16 protein-coding genes are annotated in these 17,228 nt (G+C 60.1%); 14 read left to right on the top strand and 2 right to left on the bottom strand.

Annotated features, from left to right (window positions below; translation table 11 throughout):
- Positions 1-43 precede the first annotated feature (43 nt).
- The 9 genes from IVA75_RS27655 (at position 44) to IVA75_RS27615 (ending at position 8,522) form a co-directional block, all read left to right on the top strand.
- Positions 44-1,369: a CmpA/NrtA family ABC transporter substrate-binding protein gene (locus IVA75_RS27655; RefSeq protein WP_247285535.1), complete on the top strand. Its 1,326-nt coding sequence runs from the start codon at positions 44-46 to the stop codon at positions 1,367-1,369.
- Positions 1,369-2,217, top strand: coding sequence for an ABC transporter permease (locus tag IVA75_RS27650; protein WP_247285537.1), 849 nt, complete (start codon positions 1,369-1,371; stop codon positions 2,215-2,217). The genes IVA75_RS27655 and IVA75_RS27650 overlap by 1 nt, the downstream gene beginning before the upstream one ends.
- A gap of 4 nt (positions 2,218-2,221) precedes the next feature.
- A complete protein-coding gene (locus IVA75_RS27645; RefSeq protein WP_247285539.1) occupies positions 2,222-3,022 on the top strand; it encodes an ABC transporter ATP-binding protein in 801 nt (266 codons plus the stop codon).
- A 189-nt stretch (positions 3,023-3,211) separates the two neighbouring features.
- Positions 3,212-4,105 carry a LysR family transcriptional regulator gene (locus tag IVA75_RS27640; protein ID WP_247285610.1) on the top strand — a complete coding sequence of 298 codons (894 nt, stop codon included), beginning with the start codon at positions 3,212-3,214 and terminating at the stop codon, positions 4,103-4,105.
- Positions 4,106-4,193: 88 nt separating this feature from the next.
- Positions 4,194-5,177, top strand: coding sequence for a molybdopterin-dependent oxidoreductase (locus tag IVA75_RS27635; RefSeq protein WP_247285540.1), 984 nt, complete (start codon positions 4,194-4,196; stop codon positions 5,175-5,177).
- A 92-nt stretch (positions 5,178-5,269) separates the two neighbouring features.
- The gene (locus IVA75_RS27630) at positions 5,270-6,346 is read left to right on the top strand and encodes a carbon-nitrogen hydrolase family protein (protein WP_247285541.1); all 1,077 of its coding nucleotides are present in this window, start codon (positions 5,270-5,272) and stop codon (positions 6,344-6,346) included.
- Between the two features lie 117 nt (positions 6,347-6,463).
- Positions 6,464-6,697 carry a hypothetical protein gene (locus IVA75_RS40025; protein ID WP_247285542.1) on the top strand — a complete coding sequence of 78 codons (234 nt, stop codon included), beginning with the start codon at positions 6,464-6,466 and terminating at the stop codon, positions 6,695-6,697.
- Between the two features lie 199 nt (positions 6,698-6,896).
- Complete coding sequence (locus IVA75_RS27620) at positions 6,897-7,508, top strand: glutathione S-transferase (RefSeq protein ID WP_247285543.1); 612 nt, start codon at positions 6,897-6,899, stop codon at positions 7,506-7,508.
- Positions 7,509-7,535: 27 nt separating this feature from the next.
- A complete protein-coding gene (locus IVA75_RS27615) occupies positions 7,536-8,522 on the top strand; it encodes a pyridoxamine 5'-phosphate oxidase family protein (RefSeq protein ID WP_247285544.1) in 987 nt (328 codons plus the stop codon).
- A 220-nt stretch (positions 8,523-8,742) separates the two neighbouring features.
- Here IVA75_RS27615 and IVA75_RS27610 read toward each other — a convergent pair whose 3' ends face one another.
- The gene (locus IVA75_RS27610) at positions 8,743-10,242 is read right to left on the bottom strand and encodes a CoA-acylating methylmalonate-semialdehyde dehydrogenase (RefSeq protein ID WP_247285545.1); all 1,500 of its coding nucleotides are present in this window, start codon (positions 10,240-10,242) and stop codon (positions 8,743-8,745) included.
- A 106-nt stretch (positions 10,243-10,348) separates the two neighbouring features.
- Between IVA75_RS27610 and IVA75_RS27605 the strand changes: the two genes are divergently transcribed.
- On the top strand, positions 10,349-11,236 hold the full coding sequence (locus tag IVA75_RS27605) for a LysR family transcriptional regulator (RefSeq protein WP_247285546.1): 888 nt from the start codon (positions 10,349-10,351) through the stop codon (positions 11,234-11,236).
- Here IVA75_RS27605 and IVA75_RS27600 read toward each other — a convergent pair.
- Positions 11,202-12,149 (bottom strand): LysR family transcriptional regulator, encoded by a 948-nt coding sequence (locus tag IVA75_RS27600; protein WP_247285547.1) that lies wholly within the window; start codon positions 12,147-12,149, stop codon positions 11,202-11,204. The genes IVA75_RS27605 and IVA75_RS27600 overlap by 35 nt on opposite strands.
- A gap of 114 nt (positions 12,150-12,263) precedes the next feature.
- Here IVA75_RS27600 and IVA75_RS27595 point away from each other — a divergent pair, with 114 nt between their 5' ends.
- From IVA75_RS27595 to IVA75_RS27580, 4 genes are all read left to right on the top strand, one after another.
- A complete protein-coding gene (locus IVA75_RS27595) occupies positions 12,264-13,253 on the top strand; it encodes a nitronate monooxygenase (RefSeq protein WP_247285549.1) in 990 nt (329 codons plus the stop codon).
- Between the two features lie 103 nt (positions 13,254-13,356).
- The gene (locus IVA75_RS27590; protein ID WP_247285551.1) at positions 13,357-14,712 is read left to right on the top strand and encodes an MFS transporter; all 1,356 of its coding nucleotides are present in this window, start codon (positions 13,357-13,359) and stop codon (positions 14,710-14,712) included.
- Between the two features lie 117 nt (positions 14,713-14,829).
- On the top strand, positions 14,830-16,269 hold the full coding sequence (locus tag IVA75_RS27585; protein WP_247285553.1) for a branched-chain amino acid ABC transporter substrate-binding protein: 1,440 nt from the start codon (positions 14,830-14,832) through the stop codon (positions 16,267-16,269).
- 38 nt (positions 16,270-16,307) lie between these two features.
- Complete coding sequence (locus IVA75_RS27580) at positions 16,308-17,228, top strand: branched-chain amino acid ABC transporter permease (protein WP_247285555.1); 921 nt, start codon at positions 16,308-16,310, stop codon at positions 17,226-17,228.

Genomic DNA, 17,228 nt, shown 5'->3' with positions numbered 1-17,228 from the left:
ATGTTACGATTTTGAGCCGGACATTTTGACCAGGGGGACAGAAATGCGCGACGCATCACATCACCATCGCTTCATCGGCAGCCTGTGCAGTTGCGGAGCGCATGCTCCCGCGCAGCCGACTGTCGAAGAGGCCGTGTCCGAAAGCGTCCAGCAGGCACTTCTGCATGGCCTTTTCCCGCAGCCGGTTTTGCGGCGGGAACTGCTTCGCACCGTTGGCGCTGGGGTGATCATCGGCGCTCTCTCCAGCATCCTGCCAATCGACACCTTGAAGGCAATTGCCCAGGAGCGAAGGCCTCTCGAGAAAACCAAGCTGGCTGTTGGCTTCCTCCCGATCACCTGCGCCGTTCCGCTGATCTACGGCGAAAGGCTCGGCAGCTACCGCAAGGAAGGTCTGGATGTCAGTCTGCAGAAAATCGCCGGTATCGCGCTGATCCGCGACAAGATGCTCAACGGCGAGCTGGACGTCTCGCAGCAGGTGATGCCGGTCCCCCTGACGATGACAGCCGGCCTCGGCGGTAACGTCCAGTCAATCAAGGTGCTGACCATCTTGAACCAGAACGGCAACTCCCTCGTCCTGGCCAACAAGCACAAGGACAATCGGGATCCCAAGAACTGGAAGGGCTTCACATTCGCGGTCCCGTTCGAGCAAAGTCACCAGACCCTGCAGCTGCGCAACTATTTGGCTACCGCCGGGCTCGATCCGGACCAAGATGTCAAATACCGCATCGTACCTCCGACCGAATACGTGGCGAGCCTTCGCGTCGGAAGCATCGATGGTTTTTTCGGCGGAGAGCCGGGCGGTCAGCGCGCGGTCTACGAAGGCGCTGGCTTCATTCATCTGATCTCGAAGGATATCTGGGATGGACATCCTTGTTGCTCTGTCACCGCCGCGGAAAGCTGGATCCAGCAAAATCCCAACACATTCATGGCGTTCTACCGCGCCATCATCGCGTCCAGTCTTCATGTCTCGAAGCCGGAGAACCGGGTCGGCATGGCGAAGGTGCTGTCAGAGCCGCAATATCTCAATGCTCCCGAAATTGTCCTCGAGCAGGTTTTGAGCGGCACGTATGCCGACGGCCTTGGCACCATCCGGAAAGATCCGCGGCGGGTTGATTATCAGCCGTTTCCGCAATATTCGGCAGCAGTTTGGCTGATGACCCAGCTCCGGCGCTGGAACATGCTAAAGGAGGATGTCGACTATAAGGTGCTCGCCGAAAAGGTGATGCTGGCGACCGATGCCGCTCGGATCATGCGCGAGCAGGGCGTGACGCCGCCAGCGGTCGGCTTCGGCACCGAAAGGATTCTCGGGAACGAATTCGATTCCAATAAGCCGCAGGACTACCTGTCTTCGGTCCGGAAGGGGGGCTGATGGAGGTGTCACGCCGGCTGCAGCAGCCCTGGGTATCCTCGGTCGCGATCTTCATCGTATTTGTAAGCGTCTGGGGCTGGTTCACCGCCGGTTCGTCGGGAGGTGTTAGCGCTGCCGACGCCGAATATGCCCGCCTTGCCGGCCAGAGCGCGCCGGGTCAGCAGGCCGGTGCGATCCCCTCACCGTGGATCGTCGCGCTCCGCGGCCGGGATCTGATCACACACGCCTTCGATCACGACAATCCCAACAATCTGGGCATCGCATGGCATCTGGCCTATTCCATGGGCCGCGTAGCACTGGGCTTCACGCTGGCCTTACTCGTCGCGGTGCCCCTAGGCTTCTTGCTCGGTCTATGGCCTGCTTGCCATCGCGCGTTGGATCCTTTCATTCAGATCCTGCGGCCGGTATCGCCACTCGCGTGGATGCCGCTGGCGCTCTATACGTTCCGCGACAGCACCGTCTCGACGATCTTCATCATCTTCATCTGTGCAGTCTGGCCGATGTTGATCAGCACGGCAACCGGGACAGCTTCCGTGCGGGCTGAATGGCTGAACGTCTCGCGCGTATTCGGTCTTCCACGATTAGAGCATGTCGCGCGCGTCGTCTTTCCCGCCAGTGTGCCTATGATCCTGTCGGGAATGAGGATCTCGATCGGTATCGCCTGGTTCGTCATCGTGGCTGCCGAGATGGTCGGCGCACAGAGCGGCATCGGGTACTTCATCTGGAACGAATGGAATAATCTCCAGATCGCGAGCATGATCGTCGCCATCGTCCTGGTCGGCGGTATTGGATTGGCGCTAGATATTTTGCTCAAGCGAATAGGCGAAAGCCTCAGCTTCCGGGAATAGAACCATGGCGGATCTCGAGATCAACGATGTGTCAATGTCGTTTGTTGACCGTTCTGGCAAGGGGCTTCTTGCGCTGGATAGAATCTCGCTCGCTATCGAAGACAGCGAGTTTGTCTGCTTGATCGGCCATTCAGGCTGCGGCAAGAGCACGTTGCTAAACATTGTTGCTGGCCTTCTGGCGCCTACAAAGGGTGCAATACGCTGCGCCGGGACGACGATTTCTGGCCCGGGGCCGGAGCGCGCAATGGTCTTCCAGAGCCATGCTCTATTGCCCTGGATGACTTGCTACGAAAATGTTCGCCTTGCGGTCAAACAGGCCTTCAAGGGTGCCGCGGCATCCGAATTGAAGGATCGCTCAGAGCAGGCGCTGAAGCTTGTTCACCTGGAGCACGCCATCAACAAATACCCATTCGAGGTGTCAGGTGGAATGAAGCAGCGGGTGGGCATCGCTCGCGCTTTTGCGGTCGAGCCTAAGGTGCTGCTGTTGGACGAGCCGTTCGGCGCGCTCGATGCGCTGACCAAGTCGAGCCTTCAGGACGAACTGGTTCGCATCGTGGAAAAGACCCCGACCACGGTTGTAATGGTCACGCACGACATAGACGAAGCGATCTTCCTGAGCGATCGAATTGTCGCGCTCTCGAACGGACCGGCTGCGCGAATCGGCCGGATTTGGGAGATTGATACTTTGCGACCGCGGGACCGGCTCAAACTGGCGACCCACGCCGGGAGTCTGCAGTATAGAAAGGAAATTCTCGAGTATCTGTATCGACGAGAATGCGTGCCTCAGGGAGTGGTAGAGCTATAACGGCCGAGATCGTTGCGGCTGGAGCGCGAGAGCGGGCTGCGCCCCGCGGCTTCAGGCACCGAAGGCACGGAAATCGCCTTCAGGCACCTTGAAAGCCGCCGTAGAAGATTGTTTGATCGGGCGGGCGAGGCGGTCACCCACCGTCGGATTTTCGTCGTTGGCCTCTTCCGGATTGGCACGCAGGAGCGAATGTTCGACTGGAACGACCTGAAATTCTTCCTTGAACTCGCCCGGCAGGGGCGGTTGATGCCGGCCGCGCGGCGCCTCAAAGTCGACCACACGACGGTCAGCCGGCGCATTTCAGAGCTTGAGCGAGATCTTGGTATCAAGATTTTCGACCGCAAGCCGAACGGGTTCGTGCTGACGGAGGACGGGCACAAGCTCTACCAAGAGGCCGAGAAAATTGAGGGCGCGGCCCTGGTGATATCGGAAGATTTCCGCGCCACGCCCGCCGAGCCCACTGGTCGCGTCCGGCTGACGAGCATGGAGGGTATTGCCGCCTTCTACCTTGCCGAGAAGTTGGTCCAATTCAATGAGAAGCACCCGGGCGTTGTCGTGGAGCTTGTGACCGAAAGGCATCTGATCAATCTGACCAAACGCGAGGCGGATGTGTGCATCAGCTTCGTTCCCCTCGTGGGCCCCAAACTTTCGGTCAAAAAAGCTGGCGAGTTCAAGCTTGGGCTGTTCGCGTCGTCCAGGTACATCGTGGAACGGGGGACGCCGGGCACCATGGAAGAATTGAAGCGTCACGACTTCATTGATTATGTCGACGATCTCGTGGCTATCCAGCCGGTGCAGTGGCTGCACGACGTCCTGGTGCCGGAGAGCGTCGTCTTTCGATCGACCAGCATGGCAGCCCAGCAGAATGCGATCGCTGTCGGGCGTGGCATCGGCCTTCTGCCCTTCTTCTCGGCAAAAAAGGATCCTCGCCTTGTATGGCTCATGAAAGATGTGGTGGTCACGCGGTCGCTCTACATTTCCGTCCATGAGGATATCGAATATATGGGTAGGGTGCGTACGCTGCTGCGGTTCCTTCATGAGATCTTCAAGGCGGACAGAGCGTATCTGAACGAATTCGAGTGATCGAATACGCGCAAGTGTATCTGCGGAGTTTCTTACGGTCGACGTCCTCCCGTGATGTACTAGAATGCCGGCGCGAGGGAGCGCTGCGATGGCTGACGACTTTACGTACAAGGTACGCGGCTTCTTCGGCCGAATTCCCTCCGAACCGCATCTGCTGACCGACCGCATCACGCCAGTCGAAGGCTGCATCGTGTTGTGCCATCTCGGTGTTCTCGATGTCACTCATGGGGATGATTGGACGCTGGAAATCGCCGGCCTGGTCGAGACGCCCGCGAGCTTCTCCGTCGGTCAGCTCAAGTCGCTTCCAAAGACCGAGGTGGTCTCGGTGCATCAATGTGCAGGCAGCCCGCTGGCGCCCGACAAGCCCACGCAGCGGGTCTGCAACGTGCGCTGGGCGGGCGTTCGTCTGGATCATGTGCTAGGATCAGCGGGCGTGGCGAGGAGCGCAAATTTCGTTTGGTCACAGGGGGCGGACTCCGGCGACTTCGGAGGCATCGCGTGCGGACATTACATCAAGGATCTGCCGCTCTCCCGGATATCCGACGACGTCTTGCTCGCCTACGAGATGAACGGAGCGCCGCTGCTTCCTGAGCACGGGTATCCGTTGCGGTTGGTGGTCCCGGGCTTCTACGGCACGAACAGCGTCAAATGGCTCCGCAAGCTCGAATTGCGCTCGGAGCGGGCTCCGGGCGTCTTCACCACCACATGGTACAACGACCTCGCGCCGGACGGTTCGACCCAGCCGGTGTGGGCGATCGCCCCCCAATCGGTCATCGTGGCGCCAAAGCCGAATCGTCAGCTCAGGCGTGACGAGGTTTTGCAGGTCTGGGGATGGGCCTGGGGTGACGACGGAATTGCGGCGGTCGAACTGAGCGCCGATGAAGGGCGGAGCTGGCAGGGATGCCGCTTGGAGAAGGTGTCAGGACGATCCTGGACCAAGTTCACCTGTGATTGGATAGTAAAAGAGGGATGCTGCGGTCTCCTGTCTCGGGCGATCTCGCGATCGGGCGAGAATCAGCCGGCCGGCGGCCGACGCAACGCGATCTATCGCGTGCCGGTCCTGGTCGTCTGAAGACGCGCAACCGCTCGTGCAGATTTTCCGCATTCGCCACCCGCCGGCGAAAGACTAACCTGTGGTGCCAGAAACCGAGAGGATCGTCTCAAATGCCGTCGAATTTGCCGCGCTTCAAAGCTGCCGCGTGCCACACATCTTCAGTTTTCCTCGACGCGGCCAAAAGTGCAGACAAGGCCTGCGACCTCGTTGCCGAGGCGGCACGCAACGGTGCCTCGCTGGTTGCTTTCCCGGAATCGTTCATTCCCGGCTTTCCCGTGTGGGCGGCGCTGCAGGCGCCGATCATGTCTCATGATTTCTTCAGAGCGTTGTCGGCCCAGGCATTGCGGCTCGACAGCGCGGAATTGACAAAGGTCAGGATGGCGGCCAAGCGCCACAACGTCGTGGTCTCTATCGGTTTTACGGAAGGGACGGTTGCCAGCCTTGGCTGTATCTGGAACTCCAATCTTTTGATCGGCCAAGATGGATCGATCCTGAATCATCATCGCAAGCTCGTTCCGACCTTTTACGAGAAGCTGGTCTGGGCTGCCGGAGATGCGCGTGGGTTGCGCGTCGCGCAGACCTCCATCGGCCGCATTGGCATGCTGATTTGTGGTGAGAATACGAATCCACTTGCCCGCTATTCATTGATGGCGCAGGGCGAGCAAGTTCATATTTCGACCTACCCGCCGATCTGGCCGACGCGTCCCTCCAAGGAGAAGGGGGGCTATGACCTACGCAGGGCCATCGAGATCCGGGCTGGAGCTCATTCGTTTGAAGCCAAATGCTTCAACATCGTTTCGTCCGCCTGCATGGACGTAGGTATGAAGGACGCGCTCGGACAGGCTAACCCCGCCATGCTGGATCTGATCGAGGGCACACCGCATGCTGTATCGATGATCCTCGATCCAACAGGGCAGATTATCAGCGACGTCCTCTCAGACAGCGAAGGCATCGCATATGCCGATATTGACGTCGCGCAATGCGTCGAACCGAAGCAATTTCACGATGTCGTAGGCTACTATAATCGTTTCGATGTGTTTTCGCTGACGATTGACCGTTCGCAGCGCGAGCCGGCCGTTTTTATCGACATGGAGACAGGCGAGGGGGACGAACGGCCGGTCCAGTCCTCGCAGCAGGAGACGGTCAGACCCAGAGTGGCCGAGCTTGAGCGGGCAGTTGCGGACTGAGTGATCCATCAAGGGGGGCCGAGATGAAGCGCGTTCTCAGCGAGCTGTTGGAGCAGTGGCCGACAGAACTCGTGCGTTCCGCCGTCGGCTCCCTTTGAAGGTCGGCGCGCGAAGGATGTGATCATTTCGGGCGGTTACAACGTTCATCCGAAGGAGTTCGAACTCGAGATCGACCGCATTCCCGATGTGCTCGAAAGCGCCGTCGTCGGACTGCCACATCCTGATTTCGGCGAGCGAGTTGTCGCGGCCGCCGTCCCGACGACAGGAGGCGCTGCAGGGGAAAGGGATGGCGTGGCGGTGCTGAAGGACGGCTGGTTCCCTACAACCTGCCGATCAACGATTTCTGCGTGAGCGAGCTGCCCGGAATGCGATCGGAGAGGTTCAGAAGAACGTGTTGCGCGAGTTCAGAGGGAAAAAAGGCGGCCAGTCATTCTGCTCGTCTGGATCGTTGCAAAAACCGCAATGGTAAATTGAAGGAACATTCGATTGTCGTCCGAATGGGAAATGATAAGTACCGAGACATCGTTTGAATAGCGAAAGCGAGTTGGGAATGTCAGCTACGATCAAGCTCTATGGCGGTAAATTGTCGGGACACAGCCACCGGGTCGAGCTCATGCTCGGGCTTCTCTCGCTTCCTTACGAGTTGATCCCAACGCCCCCTGCCGAGCGGAAGACGCCGGCCTATCTCGCAATGAACCCGTTCGGGCAGATACCTGTCGTCGATGATGACGGCACCGTCGTTGCCGATTCCAATGCAATCCTTATCTATCTGGCCAAGCGCTACGACACTACCGAGACGTGGCTTCCGGAAGATCCGGTCAGTGCGGCTGCCGTGCAACGTTGGCTGTCCGTGGCAGCGGGACAGCTGGCATATGGACCAGCAACAGCTCGGCTGGGCAAGGTGTTCAACTTGCCCGTCGATGGCCGGCAAGCGGCCGGGGTCGCCAGCAGTCTTTTCAGCGTGATGGATGGTCATCTTGCGAAGCACGAATTTCTCGCGGCAACCCATCCGACCGTGGCTGATCTCGCTTGCTACAGCTACACACGGGCCGCTCCGGAGGGAGGCATTGAACTGTCCTCCTACCCGAACATTGTCGCCTGGCTGGGGCGGCTGGAAGCACTTCCGAATTTTCAGCGGATGCCAAGCGCGCCTGCGAGCTGATCGGCAAATCTTCTTCGAGGTGCGGTCATGACCAGCCTTTCCGAACGGAGCTCGTCTCCTTTTCACCAGGGCGAGATCGACGTGCAGCGACGCGTCGGCGTGGCCGACAGAATGAGCGAGCGCGGGAAAACCTCCATCCGCACATGGATGCCCGATCAGCACCGTGAATTCTTCGCAGGACTCGAATACCTCCTTGTCGGCTCGTCGGACCGAGCGGGCTGGCCGATCCCTTCGGTCCTGTTTGGCCCGCGCGGATTCGTCTCTTCACCGGATCCAGGACGGCTGCGCATCGGATCGTTACCGAAAACCTTCGACCTGCTCGGAACGAATCTTTCCGTGGGCGCCAGCTTGGGAGTGCTGGGCATAGACCTGACCAATCGTCGGCGAAACCGCATGAACGGAACGCTGATCACCCTCGACCAGACAAGTTTCGAGGTGGCGGTCGTGCAGAGCTTTGGCAATTGCCCTCAATACGTCCACACGCGCCATATCAGCGCGGCACCATCCGCCCCACCGGAGCAACTCGGTCCCGGCGAGGTCGAGGCGTTCGCCGTCTTGGACGATGCGGCACGAGAGCTGATCCGCCAGTCGGCGACCTTCTTCGTCGCCTCATGTGCGGCTTCAGATGACGGATCATCGTTCGATTGCGATATTTCTCACCGCGGCGGTAAGCCAGGCTTCATTCACGTGGCGGATAACCAGATCACCGTTCCGGACTTTGCGGGTAATTCCTTTTTCAACACGCTTGGGAATTTTATGTCCAATCCCAGGGCGGGACTGCTTTTTGTCGACTTTGTCGTCGGCGATGTCCTAATCCTGCACGGGACGATCGAGTTGCTCTGGAATGATCCGCCGATTCAGGGCTTCAAGGGCGCCGAGCGCGCCTGGCGGCTTCATGTCACGGCCGGCCGGAGAGTGCGCGCTGCGGCGATCCCTCTCATCGGAGAGGTGGTCGAATATTCTCCGAGGGCGCTCACCACGGGAGCTTGGCCGAGAGGTGAGCGTTCCCAGTGACCCAATGGAGCTGAGGAGAGCGAGCATGACAGCCTCGAGCGGCCGATGGAGATCGACAGGGCCAATCTGATCCCGGCCCGAGATTCTAGGGCGATATTCACGGATTGATCGGCCGAATTCAGCTCTCTGGCGCGACTGCCAGAGTTCACCATTTGGGGGCCGGGCCAACTGGCGGGTTGAGAAGGCCGTGGAGCTGCCACGGCCTTCCATTCGGAGAAGATCAGGACATCGTCGGCATCACGAACTCGGCGCCGGCCCGGATGCCGGTCGGCCAACGGGTCGTGATCGTTTTCAGCTTGGTATAAAAGCGAACGCCCTCGGGGCCATGCATGTGATGGTCGCCGAACAGAGAGGCTTTCCATCCGCCGAACGAATGGAATGCCATCGGCACCGGGATCGGTACGTTGATGCCCACCATGCCGACCTGGATCTGATGCGCAAACTCACGCGCCGCATCGCCATCCCTGGTAAAGATTGCGGTGCCGTTGCCGAACTCGTGTTGGTTGATCATGTCGGCCGCCTCGTCATAAGACTTGGCCCGGGCCACCACGAGCACCGGTCCGAAGATCTCTTCGCGATAGATCTTCATGTCCGTGGTCGCGCGATCAAACAGGCTGCCGCCGATGAAGTAGCCCTTCTCGTAGCCCTGGCGATGGAAATCGCGCCCGTCCACAATCAGCTTCGCGCCTTCGTCAACGCCGGCGTCAATATAGCCTCGGACTTTGTCGAGGTGCTGCTTCGTCACCAACGGGCCCATCTCGGCCTCGGGGTCGGTACCGGGACCAATGTTAAGCGCGCGGACCTTGGGCGCCAGCTTTTCGATCAGACGATCGGCGGTGGTGTCGCCGATCGGAACGGCTACCGAGATCGCCATGCAGCGCTCGCCGGCGGAGCCATAAGCCGCGCCCATGAGAGCGTCGACGGCCTGGTCCATGTCGGCGTCAGGCATCACGATCATGTGGTTCTTGGCGCCGCCCAGCGCCTGGCAGCGCTTGCCGTGGCTGGTCGCCGTCTCATAAATGTATCGCGCAATCGGCGTCGAGCCGACGAAGCTGACCGCCACGATATCGGGATCCGTTAGGATGGCATCCACCGCTTCCTTGTCGCCATGCACGACATTGAACACGCCGTCGGGCAGCCCGGCCTCCTTCAGCCACTGCGCAAGCACGAGCGAGGCCGAGGGATCGCGCTCCGACGGCTTGAGGATAAACGTATTGCCGCAGGCCAGCGCAACCGGGAACATCCACATCGGGACCATTGCCGGGAAATTGAATGGCGTGATGCCAGCGACCACCCCGAGCGGTTGACGCAGCGAGTGGCTGTCGACACGGGTCCCGACATTCTCGGTGATCTCTCCCTTGAGCAGTTGCGGCGCGCCGGTCGCGAACTCCACCACCTCCATGCCGCGTTGGATCTCGCCCTTCGCGTCCGAAAGCACCTTGCCGTGTTCGGCGGTGATCACTTGGGCAAGTTCATCGATTCGATCCTCCATGATCCGCAGGAAACGGTTGAGAATACGAGCACGGCGCAGTGGCGGTGTGTTCGCCCAGCCCGGGAACGCCTTGCGGGCGGCTGCAGCGGCCGACCGCACGTCTTGCGTCGTGGCAAGTCCGAGCGTTGCCGATTGCTCGCCGGTCGCGGGATTGTAAACCGGCGCGGTGCGAGGGCCCCGGCTCGGCACCAGCTCGCCATTGATGAAGTTCAGAATAGTCACGGGCATTGGCTGCTCTCCCTAACATGATGCTTGATCGAGCCAGATATGCAGCGCATAAAAATGCGGCATCAACGGCCGAATTCGCGGCTCCGTTGTGCAGAAAGTGTAGTCAATGGATTGGGAGCGCGTTCGGATATTCCTAGAAGTGGCGCGTGCCGGCCAGATTCTGAAGGCCTCGAAAAGCCTACGGCTGAACCATGCAACGGTCGCCCGGCAACTGACCGCGCTGGAGAGTAGCTTGAATGCCAAACTGCTCGAACGACACACTACAGGGTGCGCGCTGACGGCGGCGGGCGAGGCGCTCGTCGCGGCTGCCGAGCGCGCAGAGAGCGAATTCCTCAAAGTGGGATCGAGCATTGGAGGCGCCGCCGAGGCCCTCACCGGAACCGTGCGCGTAGGGGCACCGGACGGGCTTGGCAACTACTTCCTGGCCGATCGGCTGGGCGCGCTGGCCGCGAAGCACCCGGGCCTTGTCATTCAACTCGTGCCGCTTCCGCGCACATTCTCCCTGTCAAGGCGCGAGGCCGACGTTGCGATCACGCTGGACCGGCCCAAGCAGGGTAAGCTGATCCTGTCCAAACTCACCGACTATACGCTCAGTGTCTATGCTGCTGATGCTTATCTCGCGCGCGAGGGTCCCATCAGGACGCAGGCCGATCTTGCCGGCCGCCTGTTCGTCACCCAGGTCGAGGATTTCGTCTACAGCAGGGCATTGGACTATGCCTCAGTGCTCGGCCGGCTCATGTCGCGACGCTATGAATGCGGTAGCGTCGTTGCGCAGATGGAGGCCGTTCGTGGTGGACACGGCGTCGGAATCCTTCATGATTACGTGGCCCAGCGCTATCCCGAATTGCAGCGTCTGCTTCCCGACATTCGTTTCGTGCGGAATTACTGGTTGACGTCGCATCCCGATACGCACGAAACGCGGCGGGTTGCAGAAGTGCATCGCTTTATCGTGGCATCAGTCAAGGCGGCGAGGCCGTCTTTCGAGGCTGCTTGAGCGCCACTGCCGGTTGCTCGGGCGGAGCTGTTTGGTTCGTTCCCGATCCGGCGCATTCCATGAACGCCCGCAGAGCGGAGGACACGAATGCGTCCTTGCGGTGAACGAAAACCGTGGTGGCCCTGCCGGTCCCGTTCGGCAGCGAATGCAGGTGGATCAAGCCCTGTCGTTCGGCAGAATCAGCGACGACGCGCGGCACCAATGACAGCCCGACCGAAGCCGCCACACAACCGATGATTCCGTCGAGCGTTCCCATTTCCATCCAGCGCAGGTCGACGAAACCACGATGCGCAAGATATTCGGACAGACGCTGTCGATAGGAGCAACCGGCACGAAACACGATCACCTTCCGGCCGCTTCCCGAAGCCAGGAATTTGCCGAGGTGTTGGGGGGACGTCACCATCGGCGGCGTGATCAGCACCAGCTCCTCCTCCACGATCGGTGTGCAGGTCAGTTCACCGTGCGTGACCGGTGCAGAGACAAAAGCTCCGTCAAGCTTCCGAGACAATACGCAGTCGACCAGCGCTGCGGTCGGGCCTGTCTCGATTTGGACGTCAACATCGGGATAAGCGATGCCGTAATGGGTGAGCAACGGTGGTAGGCGCAACGCCGCCGTCGTCTCCATTGATCCAATGCGCAGCTCGCCGCCCGGCCACGCCTCGTCCTTCACTGCGCAATGCGCCTCGGCCAACAGATCGCTGATGCGCTTGGCGTAAGGAAGCAGCCTGTTGCCCATGGAGGTGAGCGTAACGCCTTTCTTGGACCGATCAAAAAGTCGGACACCGAGCTGGTTCTCCAGCGCTCGAATTCGCTGGGTCACGTTCGATTGCACGGTGTGGAGATTGTGGGCGGCGCGGCCGATTCCGCCGGCCGTGGCGACCGCGGAAAAGAAATTCAGATCCGTGCTGTCCATGTGGTCATCTCCCGGAATGATGACTCTGATCAATAATAATCACTTTTATGTTGTCAACAGCCAATCTAGCTTCCCAGCATCCGAGACGGGCATAAGCCTAGGAGAGGAAGAGACATGGCTATCAAGACGAGACTGACCGAATTTTTTGGGCTCGAGCACCCGATCGTGCTGGCGCCGATGGATCCGGCCTCCGGCGGCGAGCTGGCCTCCGCGGTTTCCGCGGCAGGTGCTCTGGGCCTTCTCGGCGGCGGCTATGCCAACCGCGCCTGGTTCGAAGAACAGTCCGCAAAGGTGAGCCGGCCGGACGTCGGCTGTGGATTCATCACCTGGGCGCTGGCGAACGATCCGGGTCTGCTCGATCTCGCTCTGGAGCGGCACAAGAAAGCGATCATGCTGTCGTTCTCGGATCCTGCGCCATATGCCCCGAAAGTGAAGCAGGCCGGCATCCCCCTGATCTGTCAGGCGCATACGCTCGAGCATGCCCAGCGGGCGATCGACGTCGGCGCGGACGTTATCATCGCACAGGGTACGGAGGCCGGCGGCCACGGACTCACGGCGCGCTCGACGATGCCGTTCGTTCCTGCAGTCGCCGATATGATCGCGCAACGAGCGCCGCGCGTTCTCCTTCTTGCCGCCGGAGGCATTGCTGACGGGCGCGGTCTCGCCGCCGCGCTAATGCTAGGTGCCGACGGTGCTTTGATCGGATCGCGGTTTTGGGCCACGCAAGAATCGGTCATTCATCGCAACGCCAAGGAAAAGGTGCTGGCAGCCACCGGCGATGAAACGATCCGGACACGTGTCTACGACGTTGTCCGCAAAAAGGCTTGGCCCTCTGAGTACACTGGACGCCTGATGAAGAACGGCTTCATCGAAAGGTGGCATGGCCGGGAAGACGAGCTGCGCACACTGCAAGAAGCCGAGCTGCAGCGCGTCGAGAAGGCGTGGGTCTCCGGCGACTACGATACGGCCAATGTCACGGTCGGAGAAGCAATCGGTCTCATCAACGACATTCCAACCGCCGGTGAGCTGGTGAAGCGAATTTCGGCAGAAGCAAGCGCATGTCTTGCGCGCTATGCGCCGACCCGAAATTCTATCGCGGCCTAACGGGTCCGCAACTTTCTACGTATTGCCGGGTGGAGAAGGGGCGTGCGCTGCGGCGCGCGCGCCCGGGAAAACACGTGCCCAACAAGGCCGATGGAGAGATATGATGAGCGAATCTAAAGCGGACGCCCCGAACCCGAGCATCTGGACGGTGGTGCTTGCCTCAAGTGCAGGCACGGTTATCGAATGGTATGACTTCTATCTCTATGGAAGCCTTGCCGTGTTCTTTTCGACCCTTTTCTACCCCGCCAATGATCCCACCGCCGCCGTCCTGATCAGTGTTGCGACCTTTGCGACCGGATTCGTCATCCGGCCGTTCGGTGCCATCCTGTTCGGCAGTCTTGGCGACCGATTGGGACGCAAGCACACGTTTCTGCTGACACTTATCTTGATGGGAATTTCAACCACCGCGGTCGGTCTTTTGCCAACATATGAAACTATCGGCTTTGCTGCACCTGTCGCGTTGGTCGTGCTTCGCTTGGTACAGGGCTTGGCCATCGGCGGCGAGTACGGTGGCGCTGCCATCTATGTGGCTGAGCATGCACCGGTAAACCGTCGAGGCTTCTTCACCAGTTTTATCCAGACCACAGCCACGTTGGGCTTCTTCGTTGCAATTCTGGTCGTGCTGGCGTGTCGGCTATCGCTCGGGGAGGAAGGTTTCCGTGCTTGGGGCTGGCGTATCCCCTTCTTGCTGTCTGCACTTCTCGTCGTGTTTTCGGTCTATCTTCGTCTGAAGCTGAGCGAGTCGCCGATTTTCGAGCAGATGCGCCAGGCCGGCAAGGTCTCGCGCGCGCCGGTTCGCGAAAGTTTCGGCACGAGACAAGGGTTGGGTTATGCGCTCTATGCTCTCTTCGGCGCGACGGCGGGTCTGGGATGCGTGTGGTACACCGGACAATTTTATGCGCTGTATTTCCTGCAGAGCGTTCTCAAGGTGGACTTCCTGACGGCGAATGTCTGCGTCGCCGTTGCTCTAGCCCTTGGCACGCCCCTGATCGTCGTGAGCGGGGCCCTGTCAGACCGCATCGGACGCCGCCCGCTGATTGTCACCGGCCTGCTGCTCGCCGCCGCGCTCTACGTCCCCATCTACATGGGGATTGCAAGCGCCACGGCTGCGCACAATTACGTGGTCGTCACCGCGCTAATCCTGGCGCAACTCATCTTCGTAGCGCTGGTCTACGGGCCGAATGCCGCATTTCTCGTCGAGCTCTTTCCGGCGCGGCTGCGATATACTTCGCTGTCGCTTCCCTATCACATCGGCACCGGGATATTCGGCGGCTTCGTTCCGCTGATCAGCCTCTCGCTCGTCAGCTACACCGGCAACATCTACGCCGGCCTGATCTATCCCATCGCGATCGCACTGATGACCGCGGCGGTTAATGTCCTCTGCCTGCCTAAGACTGTCGCAGTCGACCTTTCCAGTGAATTCGGCAACACACCGGCAGCCAGCCGCCAGATCGCATGAGCCGCCAATTGCCATCAAGGTGTTCGTGCAAGACCCTTTGCACGAACACCCCGCGGAAATTGCCGTGGCGATGGTATGAAGGAGTAATTCGACGTCTGCGATGAGCCCCTGGCTGTCGTGATTGCGAAGACTACCTCCCTCGACTTGTCGCAGATGTCCTGCGACCCAGTCACCCCGTTGCCGATTGCAACGGGGTGTTTTTTTTGCGTCCGCATCCGCCTCGTCGATGGCAACCCGTTGCCCAAAGCAGCAGCAATCTGTCTCGATTGTAGGCGATCATCGCCGGTCCACCTGCTCGTGCTCCGTTGCGCACGCCCATTTGCGAAGATTCGCACTGTCTCGCTCGTGCGGGATGGATACAGTTTTTCCGAGCAGGGGAGGGCATTGCCAATGAAGCTGATAAACAAATTGTTGCTGCTGACATGCGGCGCGCTGGTCGCGGTGGCGACCGGAACAGTTCCGGTCTTGGCCAAGGAGACCGTAAAGCTTGCGTTTATTGGACCATTGTCGGGCGGGAATTCAGCTCCCGGTATCGGGGGCCGCAATTCCACGCAGTTGGCCGTGCAATTGAGAAACGCCGACCCATCGGCAAAGTACATTTTCGAGCTCGTCACCTTGGACGACGAATGCAAGCCGAATATCGGCATCCAGGTCGCAACCAAGGCCGCATCGGATCGTAGCATCATCGCCGGTGTGACCCACTATTGCTCTGCCGTAGGCATCGCGACGGTTGATACCTATGCCCGGTTCGGATTGCCGGTCGTGGTGTGGGGCGCCATCCTGCCCGAGATCACCTATGGCAACGACTACCACGAAATTCATCGCGTCAACGGGACGATGATCAATGAAGGCAAGCTCGCAGCGGAGTTCCTCACCAAGCAGGGTTTCCTGAAATACGTTGTCGTTCACGACACCACCGACTACGGCAAGGGACAGAACAAATATTTCAGCGAATATCTCAAATTGGCCGGCGGCGAGATCGTCGCGACTTTTCCGGTCAGCCCGGATCAGCAGGACTTCACGGCTGAGCTCACCAAGATCAAGGAGCTGAAGCCAGATCTGATCATGGTGGGCGGCCTGACGCCGCTCGGCGTCCGATTGCGGGCTCAAATGGATCGGGTCGGTGTCACCGCTCAGCTTGCGGGCGTCTCTGGCATCATGAACGCAGGCTTCCTGGAAGGCGCAGGTGCCGCGGCGGAAGGAACGATTTCCTTCCACAACGGTGCTCCCATCACCAAATATGAGCAGGGTCAAGCGTTTCTCGACGCATACGCCAAGGCGGGCTTTCGCGAAGACCCGGACGCCTATGGCCCCTTCGCCTACTCCGCCGCCACTCTGATCATGGATGCGATCGAGAAGGTTGGCCCCGACCGCGCCAAGGTCAAGGACCTGCTCAATACGACCAAGGCATACAAGTCGCTGGTCGGCGAGATCAATTTCGACGACCACAGGCAGAACATTCTGAGGGCCAACGTCTATGTCGCCCAGGATGGTAAATGGGTCTATTGGCCGGATAGCGAATATGCCGCCAGCAAACGAAAACTCCGCCTCAATTGACCAGACGTCATGCGTCGCCCTAGCGTGCGGAGACATTGATGGACATCGGGATCGTAGCGCAGCAGCTGTTCAACGGCCTCATGCTGGGGGTGATCTACTCAATGATCGCCGTTGGATTTTCGCTGTTCTTTGGGGTGCTCGATGTCATCAAGTTCTCGCATGGTGACGTCGTGACGCTCGGAAGTTTTTCAGCCTTGGGAGCCGCCGGCGTTTCGGGAGCTCTCTTTGCGCTGCCCCCTGCGCTGGCCTTGCTCACCGGTTTGCCGGCTGCGGTCGGCGCCGGGGCGCTCGCGGGCGTCGTGATCGGGAGGATTCTTGTGATCCCCTTGCGCGGCGCCCCCAGCATCAATGTGCTGCTCGCGACCTTAATGGCCGGCACCGTGCTACGCGAGGCCATCCGGCTTGGCGTGCCCAACGGCGGCAACCCGAAGCCGTTTCCGGCTCTGTTGCCGAGCGGCATGATCAGTGCCGGTTCCTTCAGTGTGGGCATCGACAGTGTGATCATCGTGTGCGCCGGACTGCTGATGGTGGTGGGAACGCATCTGTTGGTGACTCGCACCCGGTTCGGGCTCTCGATCCGCGCCGTAGCCCAGGATGACGAGGTTGCGCGCCTCGCAGGCATCGACCAGCGGCGCGTGGTGCTGGGGACCTTCGCATTGGGATCGGGGCTCGCCGCCTTTGCCGGCTGCATGCTCGGGCTGTATTACCGCGAGATCAGCTTCAACATGGGCGTTCTGCTCGGCATCATCGGATTCGCCTCGGCTGTGGTGGGCGGTCTTGGAAGCCTGATCGGGCCGATCATCGGGGGATTTCTATTCGCCGGCGTGCAGACGCTGGTTGTGGTGGCGATGCCGATCTCGAGCGCTTATCGCGATGTGGTGGCCTTTGCCGTCATCATCATCCTGATTGCGTTGTTCCCGACAGGAATCATTGCAGAACAGCGCAGCGAACGGGTGTGA

The organism is Bradyrhizobium sp. 134, from assembly GCF_023074155.1.
In the GTDB taxonomy this organism is placed as follows: Bacteria; Pseudomonadota; Alphaproteobacteria; order Rhizobiales; family Xanthobacteraceae; genus Bradyrhizobium.
Note: the sequence above shows the minus strand (reverse complement) of the source record. Positions and strands in the feature narration are given on the sequence as shown.

Bases quoted from the DNA above. Each gene is read 5' to 3' on its own strand.
- IVA75_RS27655 (WP_247285535.1), top strand. From the start codon at position 44: ATGCGCGACGCATCACATCACCATCGCTTCATCGGCAGCCTGTGCAGT.
- IVA75_RS27650 (WP_247285537.1), top strand. From the start codon at position 1,369: ATGGAGGTGTCACGCCGGCTGCAGCAGCCCTGGGTATCCTCGGTCGCG.
- IVA75_RS27645 (WP_247285539.1), top strand. From the start codon at position 2,222: ATGGCGGATCTCGAGATCAACGATGTGTCAATGTCGTTTGTTGACCGT.
- IVA75_RS27640 (WP_247285610.1), top strand. From the start codon at position 3,212: ATGTTCGACTGGAACGACCTGAAATTCTTCCTTGAACTCGCCCGGCAG.
- IVA75_RS27635 (WP_247285540.1), top strand. From the start codon at position 4,194: ATGGCTGACGACTTTACGTACAAGGTACGCGGCTTCTTCGGCCGAATT.
- IVA75_RS27630 (WP_247285541.1), top strand. From the start codon at position 5,270: ATGCCGTCGAATTTGCCGCGCTTCAAAGCTGCCGCGTGCCACACATCT.
- IVA75_RS27620 (WP_247285543.1), top strand. From the start codon at position 6,897: ATGTCAGCTACGATCAAGCTCTATGGCGGTAAATTGTCGGGACACAGC.
- IVA75_RS27615 (WP_247285544.1), top strand. From the start codon at position 7,536: ATGACCAGCCTTTCCGAACGGAGCTCGTCTCCTTTTCACCAGGGCGAG.
- IVA75_RS27610 (WP_247285545.1), bottom strand. From the start codon at position 10,242: ATGCCCGTGACTATTCTGAACTTCATCAATGGCGAGCTGGTGCCGAGC.
- IVA75_RS27605 (WP_247285546.1), top strand. From the start codon at position 10,349: ATGGATTGGGAGCGCGTTCGGATATTCCTAGAAGTGGCGCGTGCCGGC.
- IVA75_RS27600 (WP_247285547.1), bottom strand. From the start codon at position 12,149: ATGGACAGCACGGATCTGAATTTCTTTTCCGCGGTCGCCACGGCCGGC.
- IVA75_RS27595 (WP_247285549.1), top strand. From the start codon at position 12,264: ATGGCTATCAAGACGAGACTGACCGAATTTTTTGGGCTCGAGCACCCG.
- IVA75_RS27590 (WP_247285551.1), top strand. From the start codon at position 13,357: ATGAGCGAATCTAAAGCGGACGCCCCGAACCCGAGCATCTGGACGGTG.
- IVA75_RS27580 (WP_247285555.1), top strand. From the start codon at position 16,308: ATGGACATCGGGATCGTAGCGCAGCAGCTGTTCAACGGCCTCATGCTG.